The sequence below is a fragment of the Janthinobacterium sp. CG3 genome (assembly GCF_000344615.1).
Taxonomy (GTDB): Bacteria; Pseudomonadota; Gammaproteobacteria; order Burkholderiales; family Burkholderiaceae_D; genus Janthinobacterium.
In genome coordinates this window covers 2,126,184-2,141,606 of sequence record NZ_KB467824.1, presented here as the reverse complement: position 1 = coordinate 2,141,606, position 15,423 = coordinate 2,126,184, and the positions used below count along the sequence as shown (strand labels likewise).

Genomic DNA, 15,423 nt, shown 5'->3' with positions numbered 1-15,423 from the left:
ACGGCAAAAAAACCAACGGCAAAGAGCCGGGGTCTGACCCCGGCCTCACGCCCTTGGTTTTTTTTACGTCCCCCAACCCTGCAAGCCCCGGCTGAATAAGCTACCATCATCGTCCCAACCCCCACCTCAAGCCCTATGTTCCACAACCTGCGTGAAGACATCAATAGCATCATCGAACGTGATCCCGCCGCCCGCAACGCCTGGGAGGTGCTGACCTGTTATCCGGGCCTGCAGGCGATCGTGATGCACCGCTGGGCGCGCTGGTGCTGGACGCGCCGCATGAAATGGGGCGGTCGCTTCATTTCCTACCTGGCGCGCATCGTCACCGGCATTGAAATCCACCCCGGCGCGAGCATCGGCCGGCGCGTCTTCATCGACCACGGCTTCGGCGTCGTCATCGGCGAGACCGCCGTGGTCGGCGACGACTGCACCATCTACCAGGGCGTGACGCTGGGCGGCACCTCGCTGCACACCGGCACCAAGCGCCACCCGACGCTGGAACGCGGCGTCATCGTCGGCGCCGGCGCCAAGGTGCTGGGCGGCTTCACGGTCGGCGAATACGGCAAGGTCGGCTCCAACGCCGTGCTGTTGAAGCCGGTGCCGCCCGGCGCGACCGCGGTCGGCAACCCGGCCCACATCGTGCAAAAAGACGCCGCGCGCGAGGGCGCCAGCGCGCACCTGTTCTCGGCCTACGGCGTGACGCCGAACGGCGACGACCCGCTGTCGAAGGCGCTGCACGGCTTGATCAACCACGCCGTCACGCAAGAACAGCAGATCGAACGCATCGTCGCCACGCTGAAGGCGGCCGGGATAGCCTGTCAGTCGCTGCAAGAGTGTGATAAATTCGACTCGGTGCAATTGAACAAGTTAGTCGACTAAGGAAGCGCACATGAATATTGAATTAACGGCGGGAGAAAAAGGGTCCGACAACGCGGCGTTGCTCGACGCGTTTGAAATCCGCGTGTTGGCCGTGCTGGCCGAAAAAGAAGCGCTGACGCCGGATAACTATCCGCTGTCGCTGAACGCCATCACCAACGGCTGCAACCAGCTGTCGAGCCGCGACCCGGTCATGGCCTTATCCGAGGAAACCGTCTACGACGTGCTGCAACGCCTGATGCAGCGCAAGTTCGTCAACGGCATTACCCAGGCCGGCGCCCGCACCACCAAGTACGAACACCGCATGCGCATCAAATGGTCGTTGGAGCAGGAAAAGCTGGCGATCCTGACGATCCTGATGCTGCGGGGGTTGCAAACGGCCGGCGAAATCCGCACCCGCAGCGGCCGTTTGCACGAGTTTAAATCGGTCGCCGACGTCGAACTCGGCCTGCAATTCCTGATCGATAAATACCCGCCGCTGGTGGCGCGGCTGGATCGCGCGCCCGGCACCAAGGAGCCGCGCTACGGCCAGTTGCTGTCGGGCGAGGAAGCGCTGGCGCGGCAGGAAACGGCGTCCGGCTTCGCCGGCAGCGTGTCGGCGCCGCAGCAGGGCAGCCGGGTGGCCCAGCTGGAAGAGGAGGTGCAGCGTCTGCGCCTGGACTTCGACGGCCTGGCCGCGCAATTCGAGGCGTTCAAGCGGCAGTTCGAATAGCCCGGCGGCCGGGGCGCGGCAACGCGCCCCGGCCGTCGCCGCGTCGCGCGCGGGTATGGCTTACGACTTTAATACGGTAATGTTGCCGTCCGCTTCTAAAAATAGACATTTCATTTCTTCCAGCGAGCAATCATTTTCCCGCAGCGCTTCCTCCACGTCCCCCTTGGAGATGCGGCACTTCTTCACCACGTCGTCGAATATCTTGCCGTCGCGGCCCAGTAAGGTCGCCGTCCCTTCTATCAGGTCGGAGATCTTGCGGTTGCGCGAGGTGGCGAAGGCAATGCCGACATTGAGCGATATCAAGGTTGCCGCGACGATCAAGCCGCCGGGCACCGACTGGTCGCCTCCGGAGAGCGAATTCGACACCGACTCGCTCAGCAGCATCACCACCAGTAAATCGAACGGCGTGAACTGGCCCACGGTGCGCTTGCCGGACACCCGCACCAACACCAGCAGCACGCAATAAATGATCGTGCCGCGAAGAATGAATTCCCACCAGGGAAGATCCATCTCAAACATGTTTTGTCCTTCGGAGAAATGATAATCAACTCTTATACGGTGGCGCCGGAAAACGCGCCGCACAGTTGCCGTTTCGGCTGCCTATTTGTGGAAGACGCCAATGCAAAACGCCCCGGCGGGCGGGGCGTTTTGTTCACTGCGTCAAACTACCGGCTTAGCATTCCGCGCGCGACTGGCGCAGCTTGATGGCGGCGTAGATCATCGCCGCGCCGGCGGCGGCGCCGATCCACACGCTGACGCCGCCCAGCGTGGCCCAGGAGTAACTGAGCAGGTCGGCCGACGTGAGCGCGTTGGCGCCCGACTCCGACATCGCCTGGCGCTGCGTCCGGTCGAACAGGAACCAGTAGCCCGGCACCACGCCGAGCAGGACGCGGCCGATGACGTCTTCCATGAACCACTCGGTGTTCAGCATTAGGTTGAAGCTCTTGTTGGCCCAGACCGCCAGCAGCACCGTCAGCGCCGGCAGGCCCAGCGCCCACAGCAGCACCTTCGAGCGCGCCCAGGCCGACACCATCAACAGCCAGCCCACCGTCGGCAGCGCCCACAGCGCGTACACCGGCAGCAGCGCGGCGATGCGCAGCGGCGTCAGGTACAAATCCGGCGTCGCCAGCAGTTGCCCGAAGACGTTGACGCCGTTGGCCGCCAGCAGCGCGCACAGCATCATCAGCAGTAGTAGCGAAGTCAGCGTGCCGACCGCGACGACGATGGCGGGGGCGACGGCCAGCGCCATGCCGGCCTTCGACAGCACCGTCATCGCGTCCGACACCGGCAGCGATTTCCAGAACAGCAGGCTGCGGTCGCGCCGTTCGTCGTAGAGCGCGCCGAGGCAGTAGAAAAACACCAGCGCGCCCAGCGTCAGGAAGAGCGGCGACGCGGCGGTCATGTAGGTGTTGGCCATCAGCCTGGCGGTCTGGCTCAGGTCCCTGTTGCCGAGGGCGTCGCCGACGACGTGGCTGACGGAGCCGCTGCTGCCGTTCACCGTCAGCGTCGCGTGCAGGTCGTCGCCGGTCAGCGCGAGCAGCAGCATGGTCGCGGCGAACAGCGCCATGACGGCGCCTTCCACCACCGGGGTCCAGAACAGCATGCCCTTGTGCTCCCACATTTCGCGCTTGACCAGCCATTGCATGGTTTTCATTCGTACGTACCTTTCATGGTTGCGACAAACAGATCGGCGACGCTGGGCGTGCGGATCTCGCCGAAAACGGCCAGTTGTTCGCGGCTGGCGCCGTCGAACAGCATCACCGACTTGCCGAATACGGTGCGCTGGCTCAGCGGTTGCAAGGCGCTGGCGGCGCCGGTGAATTGCGGCTCGACCATGACTTCGGTGTAGCGCTCGCCGACTTCGTCCATCGACGCCGACAGCGTAATCTTGCCGTCGCGGATGAACATCAGGTCGGTCAGGATGTGCTCGACCTCCTCGATCTGGTGGGTCGTGATGAGAATGGTTTTGTCCTCGTCGAAATAATCCTCCAGAAGGTTTTGGTAGAACTGCTTGCGGTACAGGATGTCCAGGCCCAGCGTCGGCTCGTCGAGCACCAGCAGCCTGGCGTCGATCGCCATCACCAGCGCCAGGTGCAGTTGCACCACCATGCCCTTGGACATGGCCTTGACCTTCATCTTCGGCGACAGCTTGGTGTGCGCCAGGTAACGCTCGGCCTTGCTGCGGTCGAAGCGCGGGTGCACGCCGGCGACGAAATCGATGGCCTCGCCGACGCGCAACCACTGCGGCAGGATGGCCACGTCGGCGATGAAACAGACGTCCGCCATCAACTTGTCGCGGCTGGCGCGCGGGTCCAGGCCGAGCACCGTCAATTCGCCCTCGAACGAGGTCAGGCCGAGGATGGCCTTGAGCGTGGTGGTCTTGCCGGAGCCGTTCGGGCCGATCAGGCCGACAATGCGCCCGGGCGCGACGTCGAAGCTGACGTTGTCGAGCGCCGCCTGCTTGCCGTAGCGCTTGCTCAAGCCCCTGGCGCGGATGACGGGGCCAATGCTTGGCTCGATGGCGGCGCTCATAACTGGCCTCCCGGCTGGGCGGCGCGCAGCAACTGGTCGACGTCGAGGCCGAGGCGGCGGATGCGTTCGAGCATGGCCGGCCACTCTTCGCGGATGAAACGGTCGCGCTCGCTGGCCAGCAGTTTGTCGCGGGCTCCCTCTGTTACATACATACCTAGTCCCCTTCGTTTTTCCACCAGCACCTCGTCGACCAGCTCCTGGTAGGCGCGCGAGACGGTGATGGGATTGAGTTGATAGTCGGCCGCGACCTGGCGCACCGACGGAAGCGCGTCGCCGGGCTTGAGCAGGCCGTCGAGCAGCATGCCGATGACGCGCTCCTTGAGCTGGCGGTAGATCGGGGCGTTGTCGTTCCAGCCGATGCTCATCGTGGTGACTCCCTGCGCGGCGGGAGCGGCGCGAATTCGGGTGCGGGCATGGCGCCTCCTGGTTGGTGATCTGATGAAGTGGTGTTGTAGTGCACTATAACACTAAATTTAAACTTGTCAACCAGGCTATTGAATCAGGCAAGATGAAAGGCTGCGTTTATTGACCAAAGGCCTAACCGTGGGGTCGGACTGAGGCGGCCCGGGTCGATTTTTTGGTGTGCCGGCCCGCCAAGTCGAAACTTTTTCCGTAGCTGGGGTTAGCCCGCAGGGCGTAACCCGACTGGCGTGGAACTACGCTCAGCCGAGGATGGCGCCGTCGAGGCCGTGCCGTGTAACGTTGCCGTCGGCGTCGACGGCGATCCAGCCGCCGCGCGGCCCGTCGACGTCGCACTCCCAGTCCGGCAGCACGTAGCGGCGCGTGGCGCCGACGACGTGCAGGGCGGGGCGGTGGGTGTGGCCGTGGATCATCACGCTGGTGCCGGTGCGCGCGAACACGTCGGCAACCGCCTGCGGCGTCACGTCCATGATCTCGTACGACTTGCCGCCCTGTTGTTCGCGGCTGTTCTGGCGCAGGCCGGCGATGATGGCCTGGCGCTGCGCCAGCGGCATCGCCAGGAATTGCGCCTGCCACGCCGGCTGGCGCACCATGGCGCGAAACTCCATGTAGCCGACGTCGTCGGTGCATTCGGCGTCGCCGTGCAGCAGCGCGATGCGCTGGCCGCCGACGCTGGCCACGTGCGGCTCGGCCAGCAAGGTGGCGCCGGTCGCCGCGGCGAAGCCGGGGCCGACCAGGAAGTCGCGGTTGCCGGCGATCCAATACAGGGCCACGCCGGCGTCGCTGACGCGCCGCAGCGCCGCCGTCACTTGCTGGTGGAAGGGGGCGGCCAGGTCGTCGTCGCCGGCCCAGTACTCGAACAGGTCGCCGAGTACATATAATTCTTGTGCAGCCGTCGCGCGCCGTTCGAGGAAGTCGAAAAACGCCGCGCTGGTGCGCGGGTGCGAAGGCTGCAGGTGCAGATCTGAAATAAACAGCGCGCGTGGGCGCGCGTCAGGCATTGTCATCGCGCAGCGCCGATGCAAGCTCGATCGCAATACCTGACCATGCCGATTACGCCGCTTCTACTTTTTCAATGATCACGTCGGTGACCGGCACGTCGGCGAACATGCCGGCGCGCGAGGTTTTGACGGCGCGGATCGCGTCGACGACGTCTTTGCCTTCGGTGACTTTGCCGAACACGGCGTAGCCCCAGCCGTCCTGGCCAGGGTAGTCGAGGAAGCTGTTGTTCTTGATGTTGATGAAGAACTGCGCCGACGCCGAGTGCGGGTCCGAGGTGCGCGCCATGGCCAGCGTGTAGGTGTCGTTTTTCAGGCCGTTCTTGGCTTCGTTTTCGACCGTGGTGTCGGCCGCTTTTTGTTTCATGCCTGGTTCAAAGCCGCCGCCCTGGATCATGAAACCGTCGATGACGCGGTGGAAAATGGTGTTGTCGTAGTGACCCGCGGCCATGTAGGCGAGGAAGTTGGCAACCGTTTTCGGCGCTTTTTCGGCGTCCAGTTCGGCGGTGATTTTACCCAGGTTGGTGGTGATGATTACAGCGGTCATGATAAGTCCTAGTGTTCAGGGTTGCAGGGTGGGATAGACTGGCGGCGCCGGCCGATACGGCCTGGGGCCGGACCGGCCGGCGCGGCCAAAGCGTTATTTTACAGTTTTGTGCGCCGCGCCACCGAGTAAAGTGGCCGATTCGATCACGATCGGCGTCACCGGTACGTTTTGGAAGGGGCCGGAATCGGCGACCGGGACGGCCTTGATCTTGTCGACCACGTCCATGCCGCTGATGACCTTGCCAAATACGGTGTAGCCGAAGCCGTCGCGGCCCGGGTAGTCGAGCGGCGTGTTGTCGCTGACGTTAATGAAAAACTGCGAGGTGGCCGAGTGCGGGTCGCCGGTGCGCGCCATGGCGATGGTGTACGGCAGGTTTTTCAGGCCGTTCTTGGCTTCGTTCTCAACCGGCTTGTTGGTGGGTTTTTGCACCATGGTCTTGCTGAAGCCGCCGCCCTGGACCATGAAGCCGTCGATGACGCGGTGGAAAATAGTGCCCTTGTAGAAGCCGCTCTTCACATACTGTAAAAAGTTGTCGACGCTTTTAGGCGCTTTTTCCTGGTCCAGTTCGACGACGATGACGCCCAGGTTGGTTTTCAGCGATACCTGCGGCGCGGCGCCGGCCGCCAGCACCACGCTGCTGAGGGTCAGGCCGGCGAACAGGGCCATGAATTTGGCCAGAAATGGCAGCTTGTTGAGTGTCTTTTCTTGCATTATTGCTTCCTTGGCGTCGGGGTGGTTGAAATTGTAATGATGTGGAAATTCGGTTGTCGCGTGTAAAAACCTAACTCATATCAGGCCAGTATGGTTTTTATCAATGTTATACTTGACCCGGAAGTCCCATTCTAACAAAGAAGAACAACAATATAGAGGGCCTGGCGGTCTAGAGGCAGATGGAGGTTTTGGCGCGGCGCCCTGGTGTCCGCGCCTGCCCCCCGTTTTGCCCGGTTGCCATGCCCGCTACACTTGCAAGAGTACGATGAGCAATTTAAAGATTTACAACACGCTGGCGCGCGAGAAGCAGACATTCGTTCCCATGGAGGCTGGCAAAGTACGCATGTACGTGTGCGGCATGACCATCTACGACTATTGTCATATCGGCCATGCGCGCATGATGATGGCGTTCGACGTCATTTACCGCTGGCTCAAGGCTTCCGGTTACGACGTCACCTATGTGCGCAACATTACCGACATCGAGGACAAAATCATCCGCCGGGCGGTCGAGAACGGCGAAACGATTTCGCAGCTGACCACGCGCTTCACCCGGTACATGGACGAGGACACGGGCGCGCTCGGCATCTTGCCGGCCGACCACGTGCCGCGCGCGACCGCCTACGTGCCGCAGATGCTGAGCCTGATCGACAAGCTTGAAGAGCGCGGCTTGGCCTATCTGGCCGAGGACGGCGACGTCAACTACGCGGTGCGCAACTTCCCCAGCTACGGCAGGCTGTCGGGCAAGTCGCTTGACGACCTGCGCGCCGGCGAGCGCGTCGACGTCAACGTCGGCAAGCGCGACCCGCTCGACTTCGTGCTGTGGAAGGCGTCGAAGGAGTCCGAGCCGGAAGAGGTCAAGTGGGACTCGAAATGGGGCAAGGGCCGCCCGGGCTGGCACATCGAATGTTCGGCGATGGCCTGCGCGCTGCTCGGCGAGCAGTTCGACATCCACGGCGGCGGCGCCGACCTGCAGTTCCCGCACCACGAGAACGAGATCGCCCAGTCCGAGGGCGCGTTCGGCCATCCGATGGTCAACTACTGGATACACAACGGCTTCGTGCGCCTGGACAATGAAAAAATGTCCAAGTCGCTGGGCAATTTCTTCACGATCCGCGAAGTGCTGAAAAAATTCGACGCCGAGGTGATCCGTTTCTTCATCTTGCGCGCCCACTACCGCAGCCCGCTGAACTATTCCGACGTCCACCTGGACGACGCGCGCGTGGCGTTGACGCGCTTGTATACGGCGCTGGGCGAGGTGGCGGCCGAGCCGGGCGCGACCGACTGGAGCGAGGTCCACGCGGTGCGCTTCGCCGAGGCGATGGACGACGACTTCAACACGCCGGTGGCGATGGCCGTGCTGTTCGACCTGGTTACCGAGGTCAACCGCACCAAGTCGGCCGCGCTGGCGCGCCAGTTAAAAAGCCTGGCCGGCGTGCTGGGCCTGCTCGAACGGGCGCCGCGGCAATTCCTGCAGGGCGCCGTCGGCGACGCCGAGCAGACCGGCGAAGCGGCCGTGCTGCAAGCCATCGGCGCGCGCGCCGACGCCAAGAAGGCGCGCGACTTCGCCCTGTCGGACAAGATCCGCGCCGAATTGCTGGCCGCCGGGATCGTGCTGGAAGACAAGCCGGACGGATCGACCAACTGGCGCCGCGCATGACGACCCCGGCCAAGGACGGCGCGGACGTCGCGGTGGTGGTGCAGGTGCCGCCGTATTGGGAAGAGGCGAAAGTCGAGCTGATGAAGCGCGACCGCATCATGAAAAAGCTGATCCCGCAATTCGGCGACCTGCACCTGGTCGGCCACGGCGACCCGTTTACGACCTTGGCGCGGTCTCTGGTGGGCCAGCAGATCACGCCCAAGGCGGCCGACGCCGCCTGGAAAAAGCTGCTGCTGGCGTGCCCGAAATGCACCCCGAGCCAGGTCTTGAAGGCCGGCGCGGAGCAACTGTCGGCCTGTGGCCTGTCCAAACGCAAGACCGAATACATCCTCGACCTGGCCGACCATTTCAAGGCCAAGCGGGTGCACGCGAACCAGTGGGACCAGATGGACGACGAAGCCGTCATTGCCGAACTGGTGCAAATTCGCGGCATTGGACGCTGGACAGCGGAGATGTTTTTGATATTTAATCTGCTCCGGCCCAACGTGCTGCCGCTCGACGACCCCGGTTTGATCCAGGGCATCAGCGTCAACTACTTTTCCGGCGAACCGGTGTCGCGCAGCGACGCGCGCGAAGTCTCGGCCAACTGGGAGCCGTGGCGCACCGTCGCCACCTGGTACTTGTGGCGTAGCCTGGACCCGGTTCCGGTAGAATAATGAACAATGCGCCGCGCGGCACCGCCGCCGCGGCAGGCGATAATATGGAGGTACAATGACTAAAACAACTTTCCTGAACTTCGAACAACCGATCGCGGAACTCGATTCCAAGATTGAAGAGCTGCGTTTCGTGCAAGACGATTCGGCCGTCGACATCTCCGAAGAGATCGACCGCCTGGCCAAGAAGAGCCAGCAACTGACCAAGGACATCTACGCCAAGCTGACGCCGTGGCAAGTGGCGCAGATCGCGCGCCACCCGCAGCGCCCGTACACCATGGACTATGTGAACGAGATCTTCACCGACTTCCACGAACTGCACGGCGACCGCAGCTACGCCGACGACCTGTCGATCGTCGGCGGCCTGGCCCGCTTCAACGGCCAGCCCTGCATGGTCATCGGCCACCAGAAGGGGCGCGACACCAAGGAGCGCGCGCTGCGCAACTTCGGCATGCCGAAACCCGAAGGCTACCGCAAGGCGATGCGCCTGATGAAGGTGGCGGAGAAATTCAACCTGCCGATCTTCACCTTCGTCGACACCCCGGGCGCGTTTCCCGGCATTGACGCCGAAGAGCGCGGCCAGTCCGAGGCCATCGGCCACAACCTGTACGTGATGGCCGAACTCAAAGTGCCGCTGATCGCCACCATCATCGGCGAAGGCGGCTCCGGCGGCGCGCTGGCCATTGCCGTCGGCGACGCCGTGCTGATGCTGCAATACGCGACCTACGCGGTGATTTCGCCGGAAGGCTGCGCCTCGATCCTGTGGAAGACCGCCGAGCGCGCCTCCGACGCGGCCGAAGCGCTGGGCCTGACCGCACACCGCCTGAAGGCGATGGGCCTGATCGACAAGATCGTCAACGAACCGCTGGGCGGCGCCCACCGCGATCCGAAACAGATGGCGACCTTGCTGAAACGCGCGCTGGCGGACTCGCTGCGCCAGTTCCACGGGATCAAAACCAAAGACCTGCTGGTGGCGCGCCACGAAAAATTGATGAGCTACGGCAAATTCAAGGAAACCACTCCGACGGAATAAGCGTCGGCGGCCCGCAAAAATAGTCAATTACAGCAGGGGACGGAAGCCCGTTTTGCAACGCAAAATGGCTTCCGTCCCCGCTTTCGTTCTGGAGCAAGACGTGAAAAAGCAACAAGCCGGCAGCCTGCCGGACACCTTCGAACGCGCGCTGGCGGCCTGCCAGCAACGCGCCGGCGTGCAAGCACCGGTCGCGCGCATGGCGATCGCCCTCAGCGGCGGGCTCGACTCGTCGGCGCTGCTGCACCTGGCGCACGACTACGCCCAGCGCCACCAGATCGCGCTGCACGCCTTCCACATCCACCACGGCATCAGCGCCAACGCCGATGCCTGGCTGGAGCACTGCGCGGGGGCCTGCGCCGCCCTGGGCGTGGCCTTCGAGGCGCGCCGCGTCACGCTGGAGCGCAGCGCCAAGACCGGCACCGAGGAAGCCGCCCGCAACAGCCGCTACGCCGCCCTGGGCGCGCTGAGCCGCGAGCACGGCGTGACCTTGCTGCTGACCGCCCACCACCAGGACGACCAGGCCGAAACGGTACTGCTGCAACTGCTGCGCGGCTCCGGCACGGCCGGCATGTCCGGCATGGACGCCGCCAACGCCGCGCCCGAGCTGCTGGGCAACCCGGAACTGGTGATGGCGCGTCCGCTGCTGCCGGCTTCGCGCAAGCAACTGGCCGCCTATGTCGCCGCCAACGACATCGGCTACGTCGACGACGAGTCGAACGACGACCGGCGCTTCGCCCGCAACGCGCTGCGCCATCAGGTGATGCCGGCGCTGGCGCAAGCCTTCCCCGGCTTCCAGGAGCGCTTCGCCCGCAGCGCCCAGCACGCCCAGTCGGCGCAGCGCCTGCTGGTGGAACTGGCCACCCAAGACCTGGCGTCGTGCTTGGACGGCGACTGCCTCGACATCGGCAAGCTGCGCCTGCTCAGCCTGGACCGCTGCTACAACCTGCTGCGCCACTGGTTCGGCACACGCCAGCTGCGCATGCCGTCGACCGCGTGGCTGGCCGAAATGCTCAGCCAGTTGCTGGAGGCGCGCCCCGACGCGCAACCGCTGGTGACGCATCCGGATTGCCACGTGCGGCGCCACCGCGACCGCCTGTTCCTGACGCCCAAGCTGGCGGAACTGGACGGTACGCGCGACCCCGACGGCGACGACGACCATCTGCCGGGCCAGGCCTTCGTTTGGCGCGGCGAAGCGGAGCTGGCGTTCCCGGCCTACGGCGGCGTGTTGTATTTCGATCCGGCGGAGCAGGGCGTCGACGCCGACTGGCTGCGCGGGCAAGACCTGGTAATCGACTTCCGCAAGGGCGGCGAGCGCCTGAAGCGGGCGGCCAACCGGCCCACCCGGACCTTGAAATACCACTACCAGGCGTGCGACGTGCCGGCTTGGGAGCGCGCCCGCCTGCCCACCGTCAGCACGCCGGCGCAGCTGCTGTTCGCCGCCGGCATCGGCATGGATTGCCACCACCTGAGCCAGGCCGAGGCGCCGCGCATCAGCCTGCGCTGGCTCAGCCTGTAGGGGCGGGGCGCGCGCCGCACTGCGGCAAAACGATATTTCCTTATGCCGATTCGGTATGAGGTTATGATTATTTTGACTTGTTATTTTGCAGTGCGGCATGTAGAGTAAAGCCCTCCTTTTTATTCTTCTTGAGCGGAAACTTCACTCTTATGGCACTAATCGTCCACAAATACGGCGGTACGTCGATGGGCTCGACCGACCGCATCAAGAACGTTGCTCAGCGCGTCGCCAAATGGCATGACGCAGGGCACCAAATTATCGTGGTGCCATCCGCGATGTCCGGTGAGACTAACCGTCTGATCGGCCTGGCCAAGCAAATCATGGATCAACCCGATCCGCGAGAACTCGACATGATCACCTCGACCGGCGAACAAGTGTCGGTCGGCCTGCTGTCGATGGCATTGCTGGCGATCGGCAAACAAGCGGTGTCCTACGCCGGCTGGCAAGTCGCGATCAAGACCGACTCGGCCTTTACGAAAGCGCGCATTCAATCGATCGACGACGTCAAGGTCAAGCGCGACCTCGACGCCGGCAAGATCGTCATCATCACCGGCTTCCAAGGTGTCGATGAGAACAATAATATTTCCACCCTGGGCCGCGGCGGCTCGGATACCTCGGCGGTGGCGATCGCGGCGGCGATGAAGGCTGCCGAATGCCTGATCTTCACCGACGTCGACGGCGTCTACACGACCGACCCGCGGGTGGTGTCGGAGGCGCGCCGCCTGAAGACCATCACGTTCGAGGAAATGCTGGAACTGGCGTCGCTGGGCTCGAAAGTGCTGCAGACCCGCTCGGTCGAATTCGCGGGCAACTACCGCGTACCGACGCGCGTGCTGTCGTCGCTGACGGACCCGCTGCTGCCGCTGGAAATCGAAGCCAATTCAGGCACCCTGATCTCGTTTGAGGAAGACACCAACATGGAACAAGCAGTCATCTCCGGTATCGCGTTCAACCGCGATGAGGCCAAAATCACCGTGCTGGGCGTGCCCGACCGTCCGGGCGTGGCGTACCACATCCTCGGCCCGGTGGCCGACGCCAACATCGAAGTCGACATGATCATCCAGAACCAGTCGGTCGACGGCAAGACCGACTTCACGTTCACGGTCTCGCGCGGCGAGTACCACAACGCGATGGCCGTGCTCAACAGCACCAAGGAAGACATCGGCGCCACCAGCATCATCGGCGACGCCAAGGTGTCGAAGTTGTCGGTGGTCGGCGTGGGCATGCGCAGCCACGTCGGCGTGGCGTCGCAGATGTTCCGCACGCTGTCGGAAGAGGGCATCAACATCATGATGATCTCGACCTCGGAAATCAAAATTTCGGTGCTGATCGACGAAAAGTACATGGAATTGGCCGTGCGCGCGCTGCATAAAGCCTTCGATTTGGAAAACGCGTAATATTTTCAAAAAAGCCGGCTGTTTCCTTGACCAATCTGGCTCCAATAGATAATATGACGCTCGTCTGCTCCAGCGAAGTTAGCTGTTGAAGGCGGGTTGATTCGTCAACTTGGAGACGTGGCCGAGTGGCCGAAGGCACATCCCTGCTAAGGATGCATACGGCTTATACCTGTATCGTGAGTTCGAATCTCACCGTCTCCGCCAGCACAATGTTCCGGTAACGCCGGGACCGTCAAAAAACCCGCAGCGCTCTTTGGAGCCTGCGGGTTTTTTGTTGTCCGCTCCAAAGCCATAGGGCGGCGGCAGGCAAGGGGCCGCCGGAATTGTTGATCTGAAGGGACGCCGGGGAGTTGGCAACGTAATTGCCGGCCGAGGTGGCTCCTCTATGGCCGCATGCGGGTATTGTCAATTTTTGCCTGCACCGTTGACCAATCGTGTTTCAATGGCTATGATGTTGCTCGTCCACTGATGCACGCAAGCGCTCTGGGGGCAAAGTTGATTCGTCAGCTTGGAGACGTGGCCGAGTGGCCGAAGGCACATCCCTGCTAAGGATGCATACGGCTTATACCTGTATCGTGAGTTCGAATCTCACCGTCTCCGCCAGTACAATGTTCCGGTAACGCCGGGACCGTCAAAAAACCCGCAGTTCTCTTTGAGGCTGCGGGTTTTTTGTTGTTTTTTTTTGCGCTCTAGTAGTGGGTATGGCTGTAAATCAACGGCGGCGGACTGAAGTAGGTGCGCAGGGCGTATATGTCCTGTGGCAGCGGACGCCGCTGCCGGGGCCGCACCAGCACGCGGATGGCGACGCCGATGTCGATTCCCTGTGCGCGCATCAGCACGGCGGCGAACAGCGTGCCGAACGACGCTTGCAGCGACACGCAGCGCTCGACGGCGTCGGTAGTGGCGAAATGGCCGCGCCAGGTGCGTGGTCGGAGCGGTGTCGGCGGTTCACGGTGCAGGCTCATGATGTTCCTCGTTTGATTAATTCAAGATAGCAGCCGTCCGCATCGAACGATTGAGAAAAATCAAGCTGTGCAGTACCCGCGCGCGGGCGCCTTGATCTATTCACAAGAGACCGCGTGGCGCTCCGCCAGCAGCAGGTATTCGTTGGCGCGGGCCAGCCATTGTGGTGAATAGCGAAACTTTTGCTCTTGCAGGCGGCGCGTGTGCACCGCATGGATGGGATGGGATGGGATGGGATGGGACTTGCGTTGCTACGCCGGTCCGATGCCATAAGCTGCACAGTTTACCCGCCGGTTCCGGCGGAACTCGCGCCGTCCCTGCGACTCAAATCGGAGTGGCGCGGGATTTTCGCGCAAGGTACATGTTTTTCGCAATGCCACTGCGTTGAGGCAATGATGTTTGACCATGAGTTGCAGCTCTTTGTCCTTAACAGCAGCCGGGTGTTCGGCGAGCAGGTGGCGCGCTGGCTAGACCTTGCGCCCAGCCCCCACGACGAACGCGACTTCGAGGACGGCGAGCACAAGGCGCGGCCGCTGGCCAGCGTGCGCGGCAACGATGTGTTCGTGTTGCTGTCGCTGTACGGCGACGCCGGGCAAAGCGCCAACGACAAGCTGTGCCGCCTGCTGTTTTTCATCGGCGCGGTGAAGGACGCCGGCGCCGCCCGCGTCACGGCCGTGGTGCCGTACTTGGCCTACGCGCGCAAGGACCGCAAGAGCAAACCCTGCGATCCGGTGACGACGCGCTACGTGGCGGCGCTGTTCGAGGCGGTCGGCACCGACGCGGTGCTAACGCTCGACGTCCACAATTTGTCCGCCTATCAGAACGCGTTTCGTTGTTGCACCGAGCATCTGGAGGCGAACCGCTTGTTCGTCAAGTATTTCGCGCCCTTGTTGCGCGAGCGCGAGGTGGTCGCGGTGTCGCCGGACGCCGGCAGCATCAAGCGCACCGAGCGCTTCAGGCTGCTGTTGGCGGAGGTGCTGGACAAGCCGGTCTGCGCCGCCATCGTCGAGAAATATCGGAGCGGCGGCGTGGTCAGCGGCGATTTGCTGGTCGGCGACGTCAAGGGCAAGGACGCGGTCATCGTCGATGACCTCATTAGCACCGGCAACACGCTGGCGCGCAGCGCCCGGGCCTGCCGCAACGCCGGCGCGAGCCGGGTGTTCGCGGCCGCGACGCATGGCCTGTTCGCCGGCGACGCCAACGCCGTGCTGGCCGACGGCGCGCTGGAGCGCATCGTCGTCAGCGACAGCGTGCCGGCGTTTCGGCTGGAGCCGGGCGCCGCGCAGGCCAAGCTGACGATACTGAGCTGCACCGCGCTGTTCGCCGAGGCCATCGAGCGTATGCACAACGGTGGCTCGGTGCGCGATTGTTTGACGTCGTGAGCTCGCCTAATGGCGAACAAGGAGGG

At 63.4% G+C, this 15,423-nt stretch carries 16 protein-coding genes and 2 tRNA genes; 10 read left to right on the top strand and 8 right to left on the bottom strand.

Annotated features, from left to right (window positions below; genetic code table 11):
* Positions 1-135 precede the first annotated feature (135 nt).
* Together cysE and JANGC3_RS0109230 are read left to right on the top strand one after the other, a co-directional pair.
* A complete protein-coding gene (gene cysE / locus JANGC3_RS0109235) occupies positions 136-879 on the top strand; it encodes a serine O-acetyltransferase (RefSeq protein ID WP_017876204.1) in 744 nt (247 codons plus the stop codon).
* 10 nt (positions 880-889) lie between these two features.
* Entirely contained in the window at positions 890-1,588 is a 699-nt protein-coding gene (locus tag JANGC3_RS0109230) for a YceH family protein (protein ID WP_026132761.1), read from the top strand.
* 60 nt (positions 1,589-1,648) lie between these two features.
* On the opposite strand, the gene JANGC3_RS0109225 is transcribed toward JANGC3_RS0109230, so the two are convergent.
* The 7 genes from JANGC3_RS0109225 to JANGC3_RS0109195 form a co-directional block, all read right to left on the bottom strand.
* Positions 1,649-2,107 carry a DUF421 domain-containing protein gene (locus JANGC3_RS0109225; RefSeq protein ID WP_017876202.1) on the bottom strand — a complete coding sequence of 153 codons (459 nt, stop codon included), beginning with the start codon at positions 2,105-2,107 and terminating at the stop codon, positions 1,649-1,651.
* Between the two features lie 154 nt (positions 2,108-2,261).
* Positions 2,262-3,242 carry a hypothetical protein gene (locus tag JANGC3_RS0109220; RefSeq protein ID WP_017876201.1) on the bottom strand — a complete coding sequence of 327 codons (981 nt, stop codon included), beginning with the start codon at positions 3,240-3,242 and terminating at the stop codon, positions 2,262-2,264.
* Complete coding sequence (locus JANGC3_RS0109215) at positions 3,239-4,120, bottom strand: ABC transporter ATP-binding protein (RefSeq protein ID WP_017876200.1); 882 nt, start codon at positions 4,118-4,120, stop codon at positions 3,239-3,241. The genes JANGC3_RS0109220 and JANGC3_RS0109215 overlap by 4 nt, the downstream gene beginning before the upstream one ends.
* Positions 4,117-4,485: a GntR family transcriptional regulator gene (locus JANGC3_RS0109210; protein WP_017876199.1), complete on the bottom strand. Its 369-nt coding sequence runs from the start codon at positions 4,483-4,485 to the stop codon at positions 4,117-4,119. The genes JANGC3_RS0109215 and JANGC3_RS0109210 overlap by 4 nt, the downstream gene beginning before the upstream one ends.
* A 297-nt stretch (positions 4,486-4,782) precedes the next feature.
* A complete protein-coding gene (locus tag JANGC3_RS0109205; protein WP_017876198.1) occupies positions 4,783-5,541 on the bottom strand; it encodes a UDP-2,3-diacylglucosamine diphosphatase in 759 nt (252 codons plus the stop codon).
* Between the two features lie 52 nt (positions 5,542-5,593).
* A complete protein-coding gene (locus JANGC3_RS0109200; protein WP_017876197.1) occupies positions 5,594-6,085 on the bottom strand; it encodes a peptidylprolyl isomerase in 492 nt (163 codons plus the stop codon).
* Positions 6,086-6,178: 93 nt separating this feature from the next.
* Positions 6,179-6,796 carry a peptidylprolyl isomerase gene (locus tag JANGC3_RS0109195; RefSeq protein ID WP_017876196.1) on the bottom strand — a complete coding sequence of 206 codons (618 nt, stop codon included), beginning with the start codon at positions 6,794-6,796 and terminating at the stop codon, positions 6,179-6,181.
* Positions 6,797-7,061: 265 nt separating this feature from the next.
* Here JANGC3_RS0109195 and cysS point away from each other — a divergent pair, with 265 nt between their 5' ends.
* From cysS to JANGC3_RS0109160, 7 genes are all read left to right on the top strand, one after another.
* Positions 7,062-8,453, top strand: coding sequence for a cysteine--tRNA ligase (gene cysS / locus JANGC3_RS0109190; protein WP_017876195.1), 1,392 nt, complete (start codon positions 7,062-7,064; stop codon positions 8,451-8,453).
* Positions 8,450-9,109, top strand: a complete 660-nt coding sequence (locus tag JANGC3_RS0109185; RefSeq protein WP_017876194.1) for a DNA-3-methyladenine glycosylase family protein — start codon at positions 8,450-8,452, stop codon at positions 9,107-9,109. The genes cysS and JANGC3_RS0109185 overlap by 4 nt, the downstream gene beginning before the upstream one ends.
* A gap of 55 nt (positions 9,110-9,164) precedes the next feature.
* Positions 9,165-10,139: an acetyl-CoA carboxylase carboxyltransferase subunit alpha gene (locus tag JANGC3_RS0109180; protein ID WP_017876193.1), complete on the top strand. Its 975-nt coding sequence runs from the start codon at positions 9,165-9,167 to the stop codon at positions 10,137-10,139.
* Between the two features lie 100 nt (positions 10,140-10,239).
* A complete protein-coding gene (tilS, locus tag JANGC3_RS0109175; protein WP_035788481.1) occupies positions 10,240-11,655 on the top strand; it encodes a tRNA lysidine(34) synthetase TilS in 1,416 nt (471 codons plus the stop codon).
* 149 nt (positions 11,656-11,804) lie between these two features.
* A complete protein-coding gene (locus JANGC3_RS0109170) occupies positions 11,805-13,052 on the top strand; it encodes an aspartate kinase (protein ID WP_017876191.1) in 1,248 nt (415 codons plus the stop codon).
* 111 nt (positions 13,053-13,163) lie between these two features.
* A tRNA-Ser gene (locus JANGC3_RS0109165) sits at positions 13,164-13,256 on the top strand.
* Positions 13,257-13,562: 306 nt separating this feature from the next.
* A tRNA-Ser gene (locus JANGC3_RS0109160) sits at positions 13,563-13,655 on the top strand.
* An 86-nt stretch (positions 13,656-13,741) separates the two neighbouring features.
* Here JANGC3_RS0109160 and JANGC3_RS0109155 read toward each other — a convergent pair.
* On the bottom strand, positions 13,742-14,017 hold the full coding sequence (locus tag JANGC3_RS0109155) for a hypothetical protein (protein ID WP_017876190.1): 276 nt from the start codon (positions 14,015-14,017) through the stop codon (positions 13,742-13,744).
* Between the two features lie 390 nt (positions 14,018-14,407).
* On the opposite strand from JANGC3_RS0109155, the gene JANGC3_RS0109150 reads away from it, so the two are divergent.
* Positions 14,408-15,397: a ribose-phosphate diphosphokinase gene (locus JANGC3_RS0109150; RefSeq protein WP_017876189.1), complete on the top strand. Its 990-nt coding sequence runs from the start codon at positions 14,408-14,410 to the stop codon at positions 15,395-15,397.
* Positions 15,398-15,423: the final 26 nt, after the last annotated feature.

Excerpts from the sequence above, each read along its gene's own strand:
- JANGC3_RS0109215 (WP_017876200.1), bottom strand. The coding sequence starts at position 4,120 with ATGAGCGCCGCCATCGAGCCAAGCATTGGCCCCGTCATCCGCGCCAGG.
- JANGC3_RS0109155 (WP_017876190.1), bottom strand. The coding sequence starts at position 14,017 with ATGAGCCTGCACCGTGAACCGCCGACACCGCTCCGACCACGCACCTGG.
- JANGC3_RS0109205 (WP_017876198.1), bottom strand. The coding sequence starts at position 5,541 with ATGCCTGACGCGCGCCCACGCGCGCTGTTTATTTCAGATCTGCACCTG.
- JANGC3_RS0109170 (WP_017876191.1), top strand. The coding sequence starts at position 11,805 with ATGGCACTAATCGTCCACAAATACGGCGGTACGTCGATGGGCTCGACC.
- JANGC3_RS0109150 (WP_017876189.1), top strand. The coding sequence starts at position 14,408 with ATGATGTTTGACCATGAGTTGCAGCTCTTTGTCCTTAACAGCAGCCGG.
- cysS (WP_017876195.1), top strand. The coding sequence starts at position 7,062 with ATGAGCAATTTAAAGATTTACAACACGCTGGCGCGCGAGAAGCAGACA.
- JANGC3_RS0109225 (WP_017876202.1), bottom strand. The coding sequence starts at position 2,107 with ATGTTTGAGATGGATCTTCCCTGGTGGGAATTCATTCTTCGCGGCACG.
- JANGC3_RS0109200 (WP_017876197.1), bottom strand. The coding sequence starts at position 6,085 with ATGACCGCTGTAATCATCACCACCAACCTGGGTAAAATCACCGCCGAA.
- cysE (WP_017876204.1), top strand. The coding sequence starts at position 136 with ATGTTCCACAACCTGCGTGAAGACATCAATAGCATCATCGAACGTGAT.
- JANGC3_RS0109210 (WP_017876199.1), bottom strand. The coding sequence starts at position 4,485 with ATGAGCATCGGCTGGAACGACAACGCCCCGATCTACCGCCAGCTCAAG.
- JANGC3_RS0109230 (WP_026132761.1), top strand. The coding sequence starts at position 890 with ATGAATATTGAATTAACGGCGGGAGAAAAAGGGTCCGACAACGCGGCG.
- JANGC3_RS0109195 (WP_017876196.1), bottom strand. The coding sequence starts at position 6,796 with ATGCAAGAAAAGACACTCAACAAGCTGCCATTTCTGGCCAAATTCATG.
- JANGC3_RS0109220 (WP_017876201.1), bottom strand. The coding sequence starts at position 3,242 with ATGAAAACCATGCAATGGCTGGTCAAGCGCGAAATGTGGGAGCACAAG.
- JANGC3_RS0109180 (WP_017876193.1), top strand. The coding sequence starts at position 9,165 with ATGACTAAAACAACTTTCCTGAACTTCGAACAACCGATCGCGGAACTC.
- JANGC3_RS0109185 (WP_017876194.1), top strand. The coding sequence starts at position 8,450 with ATGACGACCCCGGCCAAGGACGGCGCGGACGTCGCGGTGGTGGTGCAG.